The organism is Streptomyces scabichelini, assembly GCF_011045015.1.
Lineage (GTDB): Bacteria > Actinomycetota > Actinomycetes > Streptomycetales > Streptomycetaceae > Streptomyces > Streptomyces scabichelini.
In genome coordinates this window covers 1-15,708 of record NZ_JAAKZY010000070.1, presented here as the reverse complement: position 1 = coordinate 15,708, position 15,708 = coordinate 1, and the positions used below count along the sequence as shown (strand labels likewise).

18 protein-coding genes are annotated in these 15,708 nt (G+C 70.8%); 10 read left to right on the top strand and 8 right to left on the bottom strand.

Features of this window, described 5'->3' with window-relative positions:
- Window positions 1-47 precede the first annotated feature (47 nt).
- The 6 genes from G5C60_RS22440 to G5C60_RS22415 all read left to right on the top strand — a co-directional run bounded on the left by G5C60_RS22440 (window position 48) and on the right by G5C60_RS22415 (window position 5,426).
- A complete protein-coding gene (locus G5C60_RS22440; protein WP_165262134.1) occupies window positions 48-1,727 on the top strand; it encodes a SulP family inorganic anion transporter in 1,680 nt (559 codons plus the stop codon).
- A 105-nt stretch (window positions 1,728-1,832) separates the two neighbouring features.
- Complete coding sequence (locus tag G5C60_RS22435; RefSeq protein WP_165262092.1) at window positions 1,833-2,399, top strand: hypothetical protein; 567 nt, start codon at window positions 1,833-1,835, stop codon at window positions 2,397-2,399.
- A 126-nt stretch (window positions 2,400-2,525) separates the two neighbouring features.
- A complete protein-coding gene (locus G5C60_RS22430) occupies window positions 2,526-3,002 on the top strand; it encodes a Fur family transcriptional regulator (RefSeq protein WP_165262090.1) in 477 nt (158 codons plus the stop codon).
- A 202-nt stretch (window positions 3,003-3,204) separates the two neighbouring features.
- Window positions 3,205-3,969, top strand: coding sequence for a class E sortase (locus G5C60_RS22425; RefSeq protein WP_165262088.1), 765 nt, complete (start codon window positions 3,205-3,207; stop codon window positions 3,967-3,969).
- A gap of 78 nt (window positions 3,970-4,047) precedes the next feature.
- Window positions 4,048-4,218 (top strand): 50S ribosomal protein L32, encoded by a 171-nt coding sequence (gene rpmF, locus G5C60_RS22420; RefSeq protein ID WP_165262086.1) that lies wholly within the window; start codon window positions 4,048-4,050, stop codon window positions 4,216-4,218.
- A gap of 5 nt (window positions 4,219-4,223) precedes the next feature.
- Window positions 4,224-5,426, top strand: coding sequence for a GTP-binding protein (locus tag G5C60_RS22415; protein WP_165262084.1), 1,203 nt, complete (start codon window positions 4,224-4,226; stop codon window positions 5,424-5,426).
- Window positions 5,427-5,511: 85 nt separating this feature from the next.
- Here the strand turns inward: G5C60_RS22415 and G5C60_RS22410 are convergent, their stop codons facing one another.
- Both G5C60_RS22410 and G5C60_RS22405 read right to left on the bottom strand, forming a co-directional pair.
- Window positions 5,512-6,723, bottom strand: a complete 1,212-nt coding sequence (locus tag G5C60_RS22410) for an MFS transporter (RefSeq protein WP_165262082.1) — start codon at window positions 6,721-6,723, stop codon at window positions 5,512-5,514.
- 5 nt (window positions 6,724-6,728) lie between these two features.
- Entirely contained in the window at window positions 6,729-6,962 is a 234-nt protein-coding gene (locus G5C60_RS22405) for an MFS transporter (protein WP_165262080.1), read from the bottom strand.
- On the opposite strand from G5C60_RS22405, the gene G5C60_RS22400 reads away from it, so the two are divergent.
- From G5C60_RS22400 to G5C60_RS22390, 3 genes are all read left to right on the top strand, one after another.
- On the top strand, window positions 6,956-7,438 hold the full coding sequence (locus tag G5C60_RS22400) for a helix-turn-helix domain-containing protein (protein WP_165262078.1): 483 nt from the start codon (window positions 6,956-6,958) through the stop codon (window positions 7,436-7,438). The genes G5C60_RS22405 and G5C60_RS22400 overlap by 7 nt on opposite strands.
- 156 nt (window positions 7,439-7,594) lie before the next feature.
- The gene (locus tag G5C60_RS22395) at window positions 7,595-7,954 is read left to right on the top strand and encodes a DUF779 domain-containing protein (protein WP_165262076.1); all 360 of its coding nucleotides are present in this window, start codon (window positions 7,595-7,597) and stop codon (window positions 7,952-7,954) included.
- 93 nt (window positions 7,955-8,047) lie between these two features.
- A complete protein-coding gene (locus G5C60_RS22390; protein ID WP_165262074.1) occupies window positions 8,048-9,271 on the top strand; it encodes a phosphodiester glycosidase family protein in 1,224 nt (407 codons plus the stop codon).
- A gap of 37 nt (window positions 9,272-9,308) precedes the next feature.
- Here G5C60_RS22390 and G5C60_RS22385 read toward each other — a convergent pair whose 3' ends face one another.
- The 6 genes from G5C60_RS22385 to G5C60_RS22360 form a co-directional block, all read right to left on the bottom strand.
- Window positions 9,309-9,503, bottom strand: a complete 195-nt coding sequence (locus G5C60_RS22385; protein WP_165262072.1) for a hypothetical protein — start codon at window positions 9,501-9,503, stop codon at window positions 9,309-9,311.
- A gap of 138 nt (window positions 9,504-9,641) precedes the next feature.
- Entirely contained in the window at window positions 9,642-10,508 is an 867-nt protein-coding gene (locus G5C60_RS22380) for a phosphatidylinositol-specific phospholipase C/glycerophosphodiester phosphodiesterase family protein (protein ID WP_165262070.1), read from the bottom strand.
- Window positions 10,509-10,690: 182 nt separating this feature from the next.
- Window positions 10,691-11,776 carry an acyl-CoA dehydrogenase family protein gene (locus G5C60_RS22375; protein ID WP_165262068.1) on the bottom strand — a complete coding sequence of 362 codons (1,086 nt, stop codon included), beginning with the start codon at window positions 11,774-11,776 and terminating at the stop codon, window positions 10,691-10,693.
- Entirely contained in the window at window positions 11,773-12,954 is a 1,182-nt protein-coding gene (locus G5C60_RS22370; RefSeq protein ID WP_165262066.1) for an acyl-CoA dehydrogenase family protein, read from the bottom strand. Before G5C60_RS22370 ends, G5C60_RS22375 begins: the two co-directional genes overlap by 4 nt.
- Window positions 12,951-13,925: an NADPH:quinone oxidoreductase family protein gene (locus G5C60_RS22365; RefSeq protein ID WP_165262064.1), complete on the bottom strand. Its 975-nt coding sequence runs from the start codon at window positions 13,923-13,925 to the stop codon at window positions 12,951-12,953. Before G5C60_RS22365 ends, G5C60_RS22370 begins: the two co-directional genes overlap by 4 nt.
- A gap of 94 nt (window positions 13,926-14,019) precedes the next feature.
- On the bottom strand, window positions 14,020-14,622 hold the full coding sequence (locus G5C60_RS22360; protein ID WP_165262062.1) for a helix-turn-helix domain-containing protein: 603 nt from the start codon (window positions 14,620-14,622) through the stop codon (window positions 14,020-14,022).
- Window positions 14,623-14,699: 77 nt separating this feature from the next.
- Between G5C60_RS22360 and G5C60_RS22355 the strand changes: the two genes are divergently transcribed.
- Window positions 14,700-15,638 (top strand): NAD(P)/FAD-dependent oxidoreductase, encoded by a 939-nt coding sequence (locus G5C60_RS22355; RefSeq protein ID WP_165262060.1) that lies wholly within the window; start codon window positions 14,700-14,702, stop codon window positions 15,636-15,638.
- The last annotated feature ends 70 nt before the right edge of the window (window positions 15,639-15,708 follow it).

The following is a 15,708-nucleotide window of genomic DNA, read 5'->3' as shown; positions in this document are numbered from 1 at the left end:
GGAATCCGGTACGTGCCCTGCTGCCCGCGCGCGCCGACTTCCGGGCCATGGCGCGCAACCCGCGCCGTGACCTGCTCGCCGGGCTGACCGTCGCGATCGTCGCGCTGCCGCTCGCGCTCGGTTTCGGCGTCTCCTCCGGCCTCGGCGCCGAGGCGGGCCTGGCGACCGCGGTGGTCGCGGGCGCGCTCGCCGCGCTCTTCGGCGGCTCGAACCTTCAGGTGTCCGGGCCGACCGGCGCGATGACGGTCGTCCTGGTGCCGATCGTCGCCGAGCACGGCGCCGGGGGCGTCCTCACCGTCGGGCTCATGGCCGGTGCGCTGCTGATCGCGCTCGCCCTGCTGCGCGCCGGCAAGTACATGCAGTACGTGCCCGCTCCGGTGGTCGAGGGCTTCACCGTGGGCATCGCCTGCGTGATCGGTCTGCAGCAGGTCCCGAACGCCCTGGGGGTGGACAAGCCCGAGGGCGACAAGGTCCTGGCGGTGGCCTGGCGATCGGTGGAGGAGTTCGTACGGCAGCCGAACTGGACGGCTGTCGCGCTGGCCGCGGGCGTCGCCGCGGTCATGCTGCTCGGCGCCCGATGGCGGCCGACCGTGCCCTTCTCCATCATCGCGGTGATCGCCGCCACGCTCGTGACGCAGATCTTCGGCCTGTCCGCCGCCGTGCCCATCGGCGATCTGCCCTCCGGCCTCTCGGAGCCCTCGCTGGCCTTCCTCGATCCGTCAGCGCTCTCCTCGCTGATCACTCCGGCGGTCGCGGTCGCCGCGCTGGCCGCGCTGGAGTCCCTGCTGTCGGCCACCGTCGCCGACGGCATGACGGTCGGGCAGAAGTACGATCCGGACCGCGAGCTGTTCGGCCAGGGCGTCGCGAACATCGCCGCCCCGCTCTTCGGCGGCGTACCGGCCACCGGGGCGATCGCCCGCACCGCCGTCAACGTCCGCACCGGCGCGGGGTCCCGGCTGGCCGCGCTCGTCCACGCCGCGATCCTCGCGGTCATCGTCTTCGCCGCCGCGCCGCTCGTCTCCAGGATTCCGCTGGCCGCGCTCGCGGGTGTCCTGCTGGCCACCGCGATCCGCATGGTCGAGGTCGGCTCGCTGCGCGCAATGGCGAAGGCGACCCGCTCGGACGCGTTGATCCTCGTACTCACCGCCGCGGCGACGCTCGTCCTCGACCTGGTCTACGCGGTGATCATCGGCCTCGTGGTCGCGGGCGCGCTCGCCCTGCGAGCGGTGGCCCAGCAGGCGCGTATGGACCAGGTCCCCCTCGACCGGGGTGACCACAGCGACGAGGAGCACGCGCTGCTCGCCGAGCACATCGTGGCGTTCCGTATCGACGGGCCGCTGTTCTTCGCCGCCGCCCACCGTTTCCTGCTGGAGCTGGCCGAGGTCGCCGACGTCCGCGTCGTCATCCTGCGCATGTCCCGCGTGTCCACCATCGACGCCACCGGTGCCCTCGTCCTCAAGGACGCGGTGCAGAAGCTGAACCGGCGCGGCATCGTCGTGATGGCCTCCGGCATTCGCCCCGGCCAGCGTCAAGTCCTCGACTCCGTGGGCGCGTTGACGCTGCTCCGGTTCAAGGACCGCGAGTACGCCACGACTCCCGAGGCCATCCAGGACGCCCGCGCCCACCTGGAGAGCACCGGTGTGCTCCCTGCCGTCCCCGCGCAGCCCGTGCAGCCCGTGCAGCCCGTGCAGCAGAACCGGGCCCCCAGCGAGGCACCCGTCCGATGAGCACGACATCACCGCGACCCGCCCACAGGGATCCGGGACCCCTCCCGTAGTCCGGTCAATAGACTCGCCGCCCGACCTCGGACGAGACGCGAAGGGCTGGACGCCATGGCGAGGCTGATCACGGCAGGACGTACGGGACGGGCGGCGGGCTGTGCCCTGCTGGCGACGCTCGCCATGCTGGCCGTGGCCGGGTGCGGCGACTCAGGCGGGGACTCCGCCGCGGACTCGGGCACCACCGAGTCACCGGACGCCGGCAAGACCCGTACTCCGAAGAGCCCGCCCGCCACCACGTCAAGCCCGTCCCCGTCGGTGACGGCGGCGGACGGGACCGACACCGGCGCCTGCACCGACGGCAACTGCGAGATCGCGGTGTCCGAACCGGTGACGATCCGCTTCAAGATCCCGGACGGCCCCGCGAAGCTGTCCGTGACCAAGGTCGGCAAGAACGAGGTCGGCTACAAGGTGACCTCGGGCACCAGCACCAATGGCAGCTCGGCCGGCGGTACGGCGAGCGGCGAGGGAAGCGGCTGCACCACCGTCTTCCACAGCAACGGCAGCGGCACCCAGTGCGGCGCCGCCGGGGAGCCGCCCGGCAAGCAGGCCGACGCGGTCGTCATGCAACTGGTGCCGGGCGCCGACGGCACGGCGATCCTCCGCCTCGTCTCGGACTGACCCCGCCCGACGCGACGTGGTCACGCCCTTGCAACGCATGAAGTATTGCTCATATGGACATGGCTTTCATTTCCATCTAACCTGGAGTCGCAGCGATTCGGCACGCGCCACAGGAGGTGATCTGCCATGGGTGGCCGGACGACCCGGCAGCGAATGGCGGTCCTCCGCGTGCTCGGGGGCTGTCAGGACTTCGTGTCGGCCCAGGAGTTACACACCCTGCTGACCGCGGACGGCACCCGGATCGGTCTGACCACCGTCTACCGGGCCCTGCGTCAGCTGGAGGCGACCGGCGGCGTCGACGTCGTACGGGACGACGACGGCGGGCGCCTCTACCGCCAGCGGCCGGCGGAGGGACACCGCCACTACCTGATCTGCCGCTGCTGCGGCCGCAGTCGGCCGGTGGACTCGGAGGTCGTCGAGCAGTGGGCCGGACGGATCGCGTCCGACACCGGGTTCACCGCGGTGGAGCACACCGTCGAACTCACCGGCATCTGCGCCGGCTGCCGGCCCACCGCGGACGGCGGGGAATCGCCGTGCGAGGCGGTCGTCCCATGGGATCGTCCCCTGGACGCCCCTGATCGGGCCCGCAGCTGCGCGAGCTGAAGGCGACGAGCCGGTGTCCCGTGCGTCCCGTCCGGGTGAGGCCGGGCGCACCGGATACGGAACACGCCGCGTGGCCATCCATGCCGGGCCTTTCGGGAACCCCTGAGTGACTTGCGCCGTTGTCACCTTTGAGGCGGCCACCGTCCATGCAGGGCGAGCGACCCGCCCCCGGCTACCGATCCGGCTACCGATTCCGAGTGCCATGCACCGTTTCCGAGTCCTTCCCGCCGCGCTGGCCTGCACCGTCATGGCCGCGCTCCTCGGTTGCTCCACCGGTGACGGCGCGACCGAGGAGTCCACGGCCACGTCGGGCGCGAGGGTCACCGACACGGCCGACGATCGCTCCGGCCGGGCCAGCACCGGATCACCCTCGACCACGAAGGCCCCTGAGCCGGTGCCGGACACGACCTCCGCGCAGCCGACTCCCCGCGAGACCGACACCCGGACCCGGATCGCCTGGCTGACCATTCCGGCGATCGATGTCGAGAGCCTGCGCGTCGTCCCCTACGAGGGGACAACCGATGACTGGCCGGGCACCCGGATCCAGAACCGCGGCGTGGCCGCCAGCCCCTACGGCAACCGCGGTGGTGTCGGGCCCGGCGAGGTCGGCAACTACCTGGTCACGGCTCACCGTCTGTCCGCCGGCGGCCCCCTGCGCGAGCTGCCGGCCCTCGACGAGGGCGATACGGTCCGGGTCACGTCGGGCGGCACGGTGTACGAGTACGAGATCACGGACAGCAGATGGACGTCCTTCCGCTCCCCTCGCTCGCTCGCCGAACAACGGGCTGCCGTCCCGGGCTTCCCCGGCAGGCGCCCCACCCAGGCCATGATCACCCTCTCCACCTGCGCGACACCGGAGGACAACGCGGCCGGAAACTACTGGCGTGACGCGAAAGGCAACCCCGAGCACCGCATCGACATGATCGGCGTACTGACTTCCACACGGCAGCCGTCGAGCACACCCTGAACAAGGGCCCACCCCATTTAGTAATGGGATCCATTTTCATGTAGCGTCTGGGTTCACTCGCTCACCAAGGAGGAACCCATGGCCGTTCCCAAGCGGAAGATGTCCCGCAGCAACACTCGTCACCGTCGCGCCCAGTGGAAGGCCAGTACTCCGCAGCTCGTGCCGGTGACGATCGACGGGGCCGTCCACCAGGTGCCGCGGCGGCTGGTGAAGGCGTACCAGCTCGGTCTGCTGCACCCCGAGGGCTGAGCGAGATGACGGACGACCGGCTGCCCGTGACCGTGCTGTCCGGATTTCTCGGCGCGGGCAAGACCACCCTGCTCAACCATGTCCTCGGCAACCGTGAGGGACTGCGTGTCGCGGTCATCGTCAACGACATGAGCGAGATCAACATCGACGCCGCCCTCGTGCGCGGCGGCGAGGCCGCCCTGTCGCGGACCGAGGAACGCCTGGTCGAGATGACCAACGGCTGTATCTGCTGCACGCTGCGCGACGATCTGCTGGAAGAGGTCGACCGGCTGGCCCGCGAAGGCCGCTTCGACTATCTCCTCATCGAGTCCAGCGGCATCTCCGAGCCGATGCCGGTCGCCGCCACCTTCGCCTTCGCCCGCGACGACGGGGCCGTACTCGGTGATCTCGCCCGGCTCGACACCATGGTCACGGTCGTCGACGCCGCGAACTTCCTGCCCGAGCTGACGGACGGCGACGAGCTCGTCGAGCGGGGCCTCGACCAGTACGAGGACGACGAGCGCACCGTCAGCGATCTGCTGATGGACCAGATCGAGTTCGCCGACGTGATCGTGCTGAACAAGCTCGACCTGGTCGACGACGAGACCGCGGCCCGGCTCCGGGCGACCCTCACCCGCCTCAACCCCGTGGCGAGGATCGTTCCCGTCGCTCACGGCCGGGTGAACGTCGGCGAGGTGCTCGGCACCGGACTGTTCGACCTCGACCGCGCCCAGCAGGCGCCGGGCTGGGTCATGGAACTCAACGGCGACCATGTCCCGGAGACCGAGGAGTACGGCATCTCCTCCACGGTCTTCCGCTCCCAAGTGCCGTTCCATCCAGGACGGTTGTGGACGTTCGTCACCGAGGAACTCGACAGCGGGGCCTTCGGGCAGATCCTGCGGTCCAAGGGCTTCTTCTGGCTGGCGAGCCGCCCGCAGGTGACGGGGCTGTGGTCGCAGGCCGGTTCCGTCGCCCGCTTCGAGCCCTCCGGCGCCCGCGGCTCGGAGGGACCCTCCGGCCAGGAGCTGGTGTTCATCGGCACCGGGCTGCGCACGGAGGCGCTGCGAGCGGCGCTGGCCGACTGCCTGATGACGGACGGCGAGAGCACGCCGCTCATCGATCCGTTCCCCGCCTGGGACACGTACGGCATCGACGATGCCTGCGAGCACGAGCACTCCGGACACGAGCACTCCGGACACGAGCACTCCGAACTCGTACCAGGCGCCTGAAGACTCCGGGTCGGGCAGTGGTCAGCCACGGCACTGCCCGACCCGGTGGCCGACCAGCGGCTGCCCCAGGTGGACGAGTACTGGCTCAGTCTCGTCCGACTGCCCTGACGGGGTCGTCGGTCTGGGTGAACGGCACTTCGGGTTCCTGACGCTCGGACGTGGTGCGCGCCAGGGCGACGAGGAGTACGGCTGCCGCGAGCGTCGCGCCCGCCGTGACCACGCCTGATACGTGCAGCCCGTCGACGAAGCCGTCCGCGAAGCCGGCGGTGCCGATCCGCGTGCCGGAGTACGTGCCGACGATCAGGCCGAGGACGGCGACGCCCAGAGCCGTGCCCACCTGTCGAGTCGTGCTGATGCTCGCGGCGGCCAGACCCGAGCGCTGGACCGGCAGGGCGGCCACCCCGGCGAGCTGGGTGGGGCCGATGGCCGCGCCCATGCCCGCGCCGAGGACGACGGAGACCGCCGTGAGGGTGCCGAGACCGGTGTCGACGTCGAGCAGCAGGAGACCGGCGAGCCCCACCGCGGAGACGAGGTAGCCGGCCGCCATCACCCGGACCGGCCCGACCTTCGCACAGAGCCTGCTCGCGAAGGGCGCCACGGCGCAGATGGTCAGCGTCAGCGGCAGGAAGTACAGGCCCGTCCGCACGGCCGAACGCCCCTGGACCTGCTGGAGATAGAGCGAGAGCAGGAAGAACACCGCGCTGGTGCCGAAGCCGAGGACGAACGAGCAGACGTTCGGCACGGTGAACGGCGCCTCACAGAAGAGCCGTACCGGCAGCATCGGCCGCGCACTGCGCCGCTCCCACCACACGAAGAGGAACAGGGCCACCACGGCGGTGACCAGCGGCACCACGGTATGGGCCGAACTCCATCCGTAGGCGCGGCTTTCGATCAGGCCGTACGTGAGCGTGCCGAGCAGGACGAGGGCGAGGATCTGGCCGGTGAGGTCGAAGTGGGCGTGCCGCGGATCGGAGGTTTCCGGGAGCGAGCGGGCGGCGAGCCAGAGGGTCAGCAGACCGATCGGCAGGTTGATCAGGAAGATGCCGCGCCAGCCCACGCTGTCGACCAGCAAGCCGCCGACCAGCGGCCCGATGACGATCGCGGATCCACCGACGGTGCCGTTGAGGCCGATCATCCGGGCGCGTTCGCGCGGTTCCGGATATGCCTGGGCGAGGTTCGACAGCGTGCCGGTGAAGAGAAGCGCGGCCGCGGCGCCCTGCACGGCACGCGCCGCGATGAGCGTGCCGATGGACGGGGCGATCGCGCAGCCCAGCGAGGCGAGAGCGAAGAGGGCCACGCCGGTCAGGTACGTGCGTTTGCGGCCGATGGGGGTCCCCCCACGCCCTTAAGGCAGTGGGGGAGGTCGCTGATCACGCCGCTGGTCAGCAGGAGCGCGGACAGGGGCAGGATGTAGGCGTCGACGACCCATTGCATGCCCGAGGTTCGGGTGTCCAGATCGGATCCGATGTCGGGCAGGGCGACGGTCACGATCGAGACGTCGAGCAGGGCGACGAACGCGCCCAGCATCAATGTCAACCACGACCTCGAAGTCCCCCACCGCGTACGGCATCGGAGAGGTCGCGGCACGCTTCGGCGTGGCCGTGTCCACCCTCCGCTGGTGGGAGCGGTGCGGTCTTGTCACGCCCGCCCGTACCTCGGGACGCCGTACCTACAGCGACGCGGACGTGCGGCGCATCGCGGTGGTCCAACTGCTGCAGAAGACCACGATGATGAGCCTCCCGGAGATCTCCGCCCTGCTGGCCGGCTCCGGCAACGACCGCGACTGGCGTACGGCGGTCCGTGCGCGCGTCACCGAGTGCGAGGAGCAGCTCGCCCGCCTGACCGCCGCCCGTGCCTATCTCGCCCACCTGCTGTCCTGCCCGAGCGACCATCCGACGGACCAATGCCCCTATCTGGCCCAGGAGATCGACGGCTACCTCGCGACCGGGCGGATCTCGTCGCCGCCGGACCCGGTCGAGAAGGAGCCGAGCGCTTCCCCGAGCACTCCGTGATCCGCGGCGCCGCTTCTCCGTGCGTGCGCCGTTTCTCCGTGCGTGCGCTGTTTCTCCTGCGTCACTCCTCCGCGTGCAACCTTCTTGCAACGGGTCAGATGGTTGGCTGCGTCACGGCCGCGCCGGCGAGCGCGCCGAGCCGAGGAGTGATGCACGGTGACCTCATCCGCCCCGCGCGTGGAACTGACCTCCGCCGCCGCCGAACTGCTGCGCCGACTCCGCGCCGTCCACGGTCCGCTGATGTTCCATCAGTCCGGCGGCTGCTGCGACGGCAGCGCGCCCATGTGCTACCCGGAGGGCGAGTTCCGGACCGGCGACTCCGATGTGCTGCTGGCCTCGCTCACCGTCGAGGGGGTCGACGAGCCGGTGACGTTCTGGATGTCGAAGAGCCAGTACGAGGTGTGGAGTCACACCCGGCTGATCGTCGACGTGGTGGAGGGGCGGGGCAGCGGCTTCTCGCTGGAGGCACCCGAAGGGGTACGTTTTCTGATCCGTTCGCGTCTCGTCGGTACGTAGTCGGTGCGTAGCATCGTCACGTCAACCACCCTGTGGTGAACTCCCCCGTGTCCTGGGCTTGTTGGGAAGACGGCGGAGACAGCAGGGGGCAACATGGCATGCAGACGGTTCAGAACCGCGCTGACGGTGGTCGCGGTATGGAGTGCGCTGGCCGGTGCGTCCCTGGCGGGGGCGGCACCGGCCGGCGGCGCGCAGAGCGCGGTCGAGATCGCTCCGGGCGTGGAGTACACGGAGTTGGATATTCCGGCCGCGAAGGGTGTGGCGCACGCACACGTACTCAGCGTCGATCTCCGCAACCCACGGGTGAACGTCGACCTCCTCCATCCCGGCGTTGTGGCGGCCCGCGCCACCGTCTCCCGACTGGCCGACACGCGCGGCGCCGTCGCGGGCGTCAACGGCGACTTCTTCAACATCACCGAGACCCAGCATCCGGGCGTCGAGGCGACCGGAGCGTCCGTCGGCCCCGCGATCGCGAACGGACACACCCTCAAGGCGGCGGTTCCCGACGGTCAGCGCTTCGGTCCCGCTCTGCCGCCCGGTACGAGCACCAAGGACGTGCTCGGCGTGGGCACCGACCGCCGGGCCCGCCTCGACAGCCTGGCCCTCGACGGTTCGGTCCTTACCGGTGAGGCACGGCTGCCACTCGGCGGGCTCAACCAGTACGCGCTGCCGGTCGGTTCCGTCGGCGCGTTCACCGCGGACTGGGGCAGCGCCTCCCGGGTGCGGGCCACCTGCGGCACGGACACCGACCGGGCCGCGCCCTGCAGTGCGGACACGTACGAGGTGAGGGTCGAGGACGGCCGCGTCGTGTCCTCGGCCGACACACCCGGCAGCGGACCCATCGCGTCCGGCACGACGGTCCTGGTCGGCCGGGAGGCGGGCGCCCAGCAGCTGCGGAAGCTTTCCCTGGGCGAGCGGGTCGAGGTGCGGCACAAGCTGGTGGCGGCCGGCTCCAAGGTCGCGTACCGCTTCGTGGTCGGCGGCTACCCGGTCCTGAGAGGGGGGCAGCCGCTCGCCGGTCTCGACAACGCGACCTCCGCGGTGCGCACCGCGGCGGGCATCTCGGACGGCGGCAAGCGGCTGCTGCTGCTCGCGCTGGACGGGGCGCCCGAGTTCCGCACCGGTCTCACCATCGCCGAAGTGGCGGACACCCTACGCCAGTTGGGCTCCGTCGACGCCTTCAGCCTCGACGGCGGGGGCTCCACCACGCTGGTTGCCCGGGAGCCCGGCGCGGCGGCCGTGAGCGTACGCAACCATCCCAGCGGCGGCGCCGAGCGCCCGGTGCCGAACGGGATCGGTGTGTTCACCCGGCCGTGATCCGCGCGCTGTGCAGAGCGCTCAGGGCCTGAGGCTGCTAGGGCCTGAGGCCGCTGACGATGTCCGCTGTCGCCGAGATGCCGCTGTGGATGGTGGGCGCCATGCTCGTGCTCGCGAGGTAGAAGCCGAGCAGGACGCAGACCAAGGCGTGCGGGATCTTCAGTGCCCCGGTGCGCATGAAGATCACCGCCAGGATCGTGAGCAACAGCACCACAGAGATGGAAATGGCCATCGTCAACCTCCTCCGCCACGCCCATATCGCGGCTTTCGGCCGCAAGTGTGGCGTAGCGGGGGGTTCGTCCGAGCGGCTGACGTGTCCGCCGAACGTGTGTTGACTGGTTGTGAAAGCGCTGGGCTGGGCCAGGCCGGCCTAAGCCCGCTTGTTGGCGTCCAGGAACTTCTCGAGCCCGGCGAGATCATCGGTGTTGAGGTAGTCGACGTCGGCTGCGAGGAGTTCGCCCCAGAGCGCGTCACGGGCCGGGCCCGCCAGGTCGGGCGTGGCCCAGAAGCGGACCTTCTGCCCGCGCGAATGCGCCGCCGAGATGATGCCGCGCAGCTTCTGGCGCTCGGCGTCGGGGAACGGACCGACGCCCTGCCAGGTGAAGTTGAGCGTCCAGTTGTCGCTGATCAGCGGGATGAAGGAGGCCGGGGCCGGGACGGGAGCCAGGAGGTCGAGGAGCCTGCCGTCGTAAAAGGCGCGCCGCACGGTCTGGGCCTGCATCGGCGTACGGGCCGCGCGGTCGCCGGAGATCACAGCCGTGACCGGGCCGGGGAAGACACGGCCGTGCGCGTACGTCGTGAACAGGTGCCGGTAGCGGCGCAGATGGCGGTCGAGTTCGAGGTACGTCGACGAGCCCTCGGTCTTGATGTCGATGAGGAGCTGGATCGGCTTGCGGTAACCCCGGTACACCGAGCCGTGGTTGCCCTTCACGCGGGCGGCGAGCGGGTCCAGGTAGAGGGACTCGAGGGTGCGCGTCGGGTCGAGGTCGATCGGGTCGTGGGCCACGAGGAGTTGGTCGCCGACGAGGAAGATGTCGGCCTCGATGCTGCCGAAGCGGTGGTCCAGGGCGTCCAAGAGGGGCCTGGTGTGCAGGTAGTCGTTGTGGGCGTGGGCGCGCCACAGCGGGCGCGGGCCGTGCTTCCGCTCGCTCGCCTGTGCGTACGCGGGCACGGCGACCGTGCCCGCGAGGGCACCGCCGAGGATGGTGAGTGCTCTGCGACGGGTGGTGAGGGCCATGCGCTGCCTCCCTGAGTGCCGTACGGAATCTCAGCGAGTATGCGATGCAGAGGGGCCCAAGGAGCAGGGGCATGCGGGGAGTTGGCCGGACTGCCGCTGTGCGTTCACTTCATCCGTGCAGAGCACACGGAAAAGCCCGCCCCATGTGGGGCGGGCTTCTCACAGGTGTAAGCAGGTGTACGTCAGGGTGCTGGGAGGTCGACCAGTTCGGCCAGTGCCTCCCGGTGGCCGCCCGCCGTGCCGTACGCGATCGAGTCGGCCTTGGCCCGCTTCAGGTACAGGTGCACGGGGTGCTCCCACGTCATGCCGATGCCGCCGTGCAACTGCACCGCCTCCTCGGCGGCGTGGACCGCGACGCGCGCGGCGTACGCCTGGGCGACGGCGACCGCCACATCCGCGTCCGTGCTCCCGGTGGCCAGCGCGTCGGCGGCGTTGCGGGCAGCGGCACGCGTGTTGACGACTTCCAGCCACAGCTGGGCGAGCCGGTGCTTGAGGGCCTGGAAGCCGCCGACGGGCCTGTTGAACTGCTTGCGGTCCTTCAGGTAGCGGACCGTTTCGGTCAGGCACCAGTCGGCGAGGCCGAGTTGCTCGGAGGCGAGCAGTCCGGCCCCGGCGCGCAGAGCACGTCGTACGGCGGGTTCGGCGTCCCCCAGCAGGCGGCAGGGCGCGCCTTCCAGAACCACCGTCGCGACGGGCCGGGTCAGGTCCAGGGACACGTGCGGGCTGACGGTCACGGCGTCGGCCTCCACCGCGTACAGGCCACCGTCGTCCGCGGGCACGAGCAGTACGTCGGCGACGGCCGCGTCCGCGATGCCCGTCAACTCCCCGTGCAGGGCGCCCTCTTCATGCCGTACGGACTTGAAGGGCGCCCCGGGCGCCGTGGACAGCGTCACCGCCAGTGCGCCGATCGTACGGCCGGATGCCAGCGCGGACAGCAGCTCGGCCGCCTCGTTCCCTTCGCAGGCCAGCAGCGCCTCCGTGGCGACGACGGCGCTCGTGAGATACGGCACGGGGGCGATAGCGCGGCCCAACTCCTCCAGAACCACGGCGGCTTCACGGTGCGTGGCGCCCTGTCCGCCCGACGACTCGGGAACGAGGAGGCCCGCCAGGCCCATACCGTCGCTGAGGGCCTTCCACAGCTCACGGTCGTGCGGGGCCTCGGACTCCACGCGGGCGAGTACGTCCGCCGCGTCGCAGTGGTCGGCCAGGAGGCCGCGTACGGCCGCGCGCAGCGCCTCTTCCTCCTCCGAGTAGAGCAGATCAGTCATCGGGCGAGGTCCTTCCAGGCGACGTCCTTGTCGGTGCGCGGCTCGGACGGCAGGCCCAGGACGCGCTCGGCGACGATGTTCAGCAGGACCTCGCTGGTCCCGCCCTCGATGCTGTTGCCCTTGGAGCGGAGATAGCGATAGCCGGCGTCGCGCCCGGTGAAGTCCACCAGCTCCGGTCGGCTCATCGTCCAGTCCTCGTACAACAGGCCCTCCTCGCCGAGGAGTTCGACCTCCAGGCCGCTGATCTCCTGGTTGAGGCGGGCGAACGCCAGCTTCAGACCGGAGCCCTCGGGGCCCGGCTGGCCCGCGACGAGTTGCTGGCGCAGCCGTTCGCCGGTGAGGCGGGCGACCTCGGCCTCGACCCAGAGCGTGAGCAGCCGCTGGTGCAGGTCGTGGGTGCGCAGGTCGGGGCGCTGGCGCCAGGTCTTCGACACCGGGCCGATCATGCCGCCCTCGCGCGGGATGCGCATACCGCCGATGGACACGCGCTCGTTCATCAACGTCGTCTGGGCGACCCGCCAGCCGTCGCCGATCTCGCCGAGCCGGTGGGCGTCGGGGATACGGACGTCGGTGAGGAACACCTCGTTGAACTCGGCCTCGCCGGTGATCTGGCGCAGCGGCCGCACCTCGACACCGGGGTCGGTCATGTCGCAGATGAAGTACGTGATGCCGCGGTGCTTGGGCACGTCCGGGTCCGTACGGGCGATGAGGATGGCCCAGCGCGCGAGGTGGGCGCTGGACGTCCAGACCTTCTGGCCGTTCACCACCCATGAGTCACCGTCACGGACGGCCCGCGTACCCAGCGCGGCGAGGTCGGAGCCCGCGCCCGGCTCACTGAACAGCTGGCACCAGACCTCCTCGCCCACCCAAAGGGGCCTGAGGAAGCGGCGCTTCTGCTCCTCCGTGCCGAAGCCGAGGATCGTCGGCGCGGCCATGCCCAGGCCGATGCCGATGCGCCGCGGGTCGTTGTCGGGGGCGCCCGCCGCCTCCAGCTCGGCGTCCACGACGGCCTGCAGGGAACGCGGCGCGCCGAGTCCGCCGAGGCCCTCCGGGTAGTGCACCCAGGCGAGTCCGGCGTCGAAGCGGGCCTTGAGGAAGTCGAGGCGGCCGGTCGTGTCAGGCGGGCACACGGCCAGCAATTCACGCGTACGGCGGCGCAGTTCGGCGGCATCGGTCATACGGCGGCTCCGTCCAGCGACGGCACTACGGCGACACGGCCCGTGGTGACCCCGTCGGCAACGCGCTGCACAGCCGCCGCCGCACCACCCAGCGGTACGCGCTCGCTGACCAGCGGCTTGATGGCGCCGCGGCCGGCCAGCTCGGTGAGCTGCTCATGGCAGTGCAGGACCAGCTTCGGGTTCTTGGTGTTGTAGAGGCCCCAGTGCAGGCCCAGGATCGAGTAGTTCTTCACCAGGGCGTGATTGAGCGCCGGACTGGGAATGGACCCGCTCGCGAAGCCCACGACCAGGATCCGCCCCTCGAAGGCGACGACCTTCGTGGACTGGGTGTACGCCTCGCCGCCGACCGGGTCGTAGATCACGTCCGCACCCCGGCCGCCGGTGGCCTCCTTCACGGCGCCGACGACGTCCTCGGCGCGCCGGTCGATGACGACGTCGCACCCCAACTCCCGTGCCACGTCCGCCTTGTCGGCCCCGCCGACGACGCCGATGACCCTGGCGCCCGCGGCCTTGCCGAGCTGCACGGCCGCGCTGCCGACCCCGCCGGCGGCAGCGTGGACGAGCAGCGTCTCGCCGGCCTCCAGACCCGCGCGACGGTGCAGACCGAACCACCCCGTCTGGTAGCCGATGTGCAGCGCCGCGGCCTCGGCGTCGTCGAGCGCCTCGGGCGCGGGCAGCAGGGCCGCGGCGTCCGCGACCGCGTACTCGGCGAAGCCGCCGTACGGCAGCGCGGGATTGCCGATGACCCGCTGCCCGTCCTCTGTCTCGCCGCAGATCTCCACGCCGGGCGTGAACGGCAGCGGCGGCCTGATCTGGTACTGCCCGCGGCACAGCAGGGCGTCCGGGAAGTTGATGTTCGCGGCACGCACCTTCAGCAGGACCTGCCCCTCACCGGGCACCGGCAGCTCCACCTCATCGAGCCGCATCACCTCGCCCGGCTCGCCGTTCTGATGCACTTGCCATGCCTGCATGCGGGGCCTCCACGGGACACGAGACTGCGTCGTCTGACCGGGGTCAGTTTGCATACTAAGCGGTCGCTTGCCGATCAGGCTACCGTCACGCACATCACGACCGCTTGGGCCGTGCCCGTACGTGCATCCGCTCCCCCTGCGGCCCGAACAGGCTGAGGAACTCCACCGGCCCCTCCCCCGTCGACCCGAACCAGTGCGGCACGCGTGTGTCGAACTCGGCGGCCTCCCCAGCCGTGAGCACCACATCGTGCTCGCCCAGCACGAACCGCAGCCGCCCGGAGAGGACATAGAGCCATTCATACCCCTCGTGGACACGGGGTTCCGGCTCCTCCTGCCCCTGCGGTACGAGCACCTTGAACGCCTGGAGTCCGCCCGGCTGGCGGGTGAGCGGCCAGTAGGTGCGCCCGTGCCGCTCGATCGGCTGGGACCGGATCCGCGGATCCCGCACCGCCGGAGCCCCTACCAGCTCGTCCAGAGCCACCTCGTGGGCCCGGGCGATCGGCAGCAGCAGTTCCAGGCTGGGCTTGCGCAGGCCGGACTCCAGCCGCGACAGGGTGCTCACCGAGATACCGGTCGCCTCCGACAGCCCGGCGAGCGTCGCGCCCCGCTCCTTCCGGATCCGCCGCAGCCGGGGGCCGACTCCCGCCAGCACCTCGCCGGTGTCCCGCTCATTCAGCTCCGCCTCGTCCTCACTCATGAGTACATTGCAGTTTCGGCAAATGTGTTTGTCAATGCCGCAGCCGTGGGGCGACCTTGTCCGTGGAGGTGGTCACCATGACCGATCGTTACGAAGTGGTCGTCGTCGGAGGCGGCGCGGCCGGGCTGTCCGCCGCACTCGTCCTGGGCCGCGCACGGCGCCAGGTGCTCGTCGTCGACGCGGGCGAGCCGCGCAACGCGCCTGCCGCGCACATGCAGGGCTATCTGTCGCGGGACGGGATGTCACCCGCCGAGTTCCTCGCCGAGGGGCGGCGGGAGATCGCGCGATACGGGGTCGAACCGGTCAAGGACCGTGCGGTGGACGCCGTGCGTGACGACGCCGGGGAGTTCGATGTGACGCTGGCGTCCGGGCGTACCGTGCACGCACGTCGGCTGGTGATCGCGACCGGGCTCGCGGACGAGTTGCCGTCGGTGCCCGGGGTTGCGGAGCGGTTCGGCCGGGATGTGCTGCACTGTCCGTACTGCCACGGCTGGGAGGTCCGGGACCAGGCGTTCGGAGTGCTCGCGACGTCCGTCATGAGCGTGCACCAGGCGCTCATCGTCACGCAGTGGTCGAAGGACGTGACCCTGTTCCTGCACACGGTCGCCGAGGCCGAAGTTCCCGACGACGATCTGCGCAAGCTCGCCGCGGCCGGGGTCAAGGTGGTTCCCGGCGAGGTCGAGGAGCTCGCCGTGGAGGACGACCGGCTGACCGGGGTGCGCCTGACGGACGGTTCCACGCACGAGCGCTCCGTGGTCTTCGTCGTGCCTCGCCCCGTTCCGCGTACGGACCTGCTGGAGCGGCTCGGCGCAGACATGAACGAGACTCCGTTCGGGGTGTACGCGGCGGTGGACGAAACAGGGCGCACGAGCGTGCCCGGCGTCTGGGCCGCGGGCAACGCGGTCGGCTTCGCGGAGCAGGTCATCAACGCGGCCGCCTTGGGGTATCGGGCGGCGGCCACGCTCAATGGTGAGCTGGTGCTCGGGGACATCGAGGCGGTTGCCTCCGGCGGTTGAGCGGTTGGGTTCGTTGTTTCGTGCGGGGTGCGTTGTGGCTGGTCGCGCAGTTCCCCGCGCCCCTTGGGTG

Bases quoted from the DNA above. Each gene is read 5' to 3' on its own strand.
- G5C60_RS22440 (WP_165262134.1), top strand. From the start codon at position 48: ATGGCGCGCAACCCGCGCCGTGACCTGCTCGCCGGGCTGACCGTCGCG.
- G5C60_RS22435 (WP_165262092.1), top strand. From the start codon at position 1,833: ATGGCGAGGCTGATCACGGCAGGACGTACGGGACGGGCGGCGGGCTGT.
- G5C60_RS22430 (WP_165262090.1), top strand. From the start codon at position 2,526: ATGGGTGGCCGGACGACCCGGCAGCGAATGGCGGTCCTCCGCGTGCTC.
- G5C60_RS22425 (WP_165262088.1), top strand. From the start codon at position 3,205: ATGCACCGTTTCCGAGTCCTTCCCGCCGCGCTGGCCTGCACCGTCATG.
- rpmF (WP_165262086.1), top strand. From the start codon at position 4,048: ATGGCCGTTCCCAAGCGGAAGATGTCCCGCAGCAACACTCGTCACCGT.
- G5C60_RS22415 (WP_165262084.1), top strand. From the start codon at position 4,224: ATGACGGACGACCGGCTGCCCGTGACCGTGCTGTCCGGATTTCTCGGC.
- G5C60_RS22400 (WP_165262078.1), top strand. From the start codon at position 6,956: ATGTCAACCACGACCTCGAAGTCCCCCACCGCGTACGGCATCGGAGAG.
- G5C60_RS22390 (WP_165262074.1), top strand. From the start codon at position 8,048: ATGGCATGCAGACGGTTCAGAACCGCGCTGACGGTGGTCGCGGTATGG.
- G5C60_RS22385 (WP_165262072.1), bottom strand. From the start codon at position 9,503: ATGGCCATTTCCATCTCTGTGGTGCTGTTGCTCACGATCCTGGCGGTG.
- G5C60_RS22380 (WP_165262070.1), bottom strand. From the start codon at position 10,508: ATGGCCCTCACCACCCGTCGCAGAGCACTCACCATCCTCGGCGGTGCC.
- G5C60_RS22375 (WP_165262068.1), bottom strand. From the start codon at position 11,776: ATGACTGATCTGCTCTACTCGGAGGAGGAAGAGGCGCTGCGCGCGGCC.
- G5C60_RS22370 (WP_165262066.1), bottom strand. From the start codon at position 12,954: ATGACCGATGCCGCCGAACTGCGCCGCCGTACGCGTGAATTGCTGGCC.
- G5C60_RS22365 (WP_165262064.1), bottom strand. From the start codon at position 13,925: ATGCAGGCATGGCAAGTGCATCAGAACGGCGAGCCGGGCGAGGTGATG.
- G5C60_RS22360 (WP_165262062.1), bottom strand. From the start codon at position 14,622: ATGAGTGAGGACGAGGCGGAGCTGAATGAGCGGGACACCGGCGAGGTG.
- G5C60_RS22355 (WP_165262060.1), top strand. From the start codon at position 14,700: ATGACCGATCGTTACGAAGTGGTCGTCGTCGGAGGCGGCGCGGCCGGG.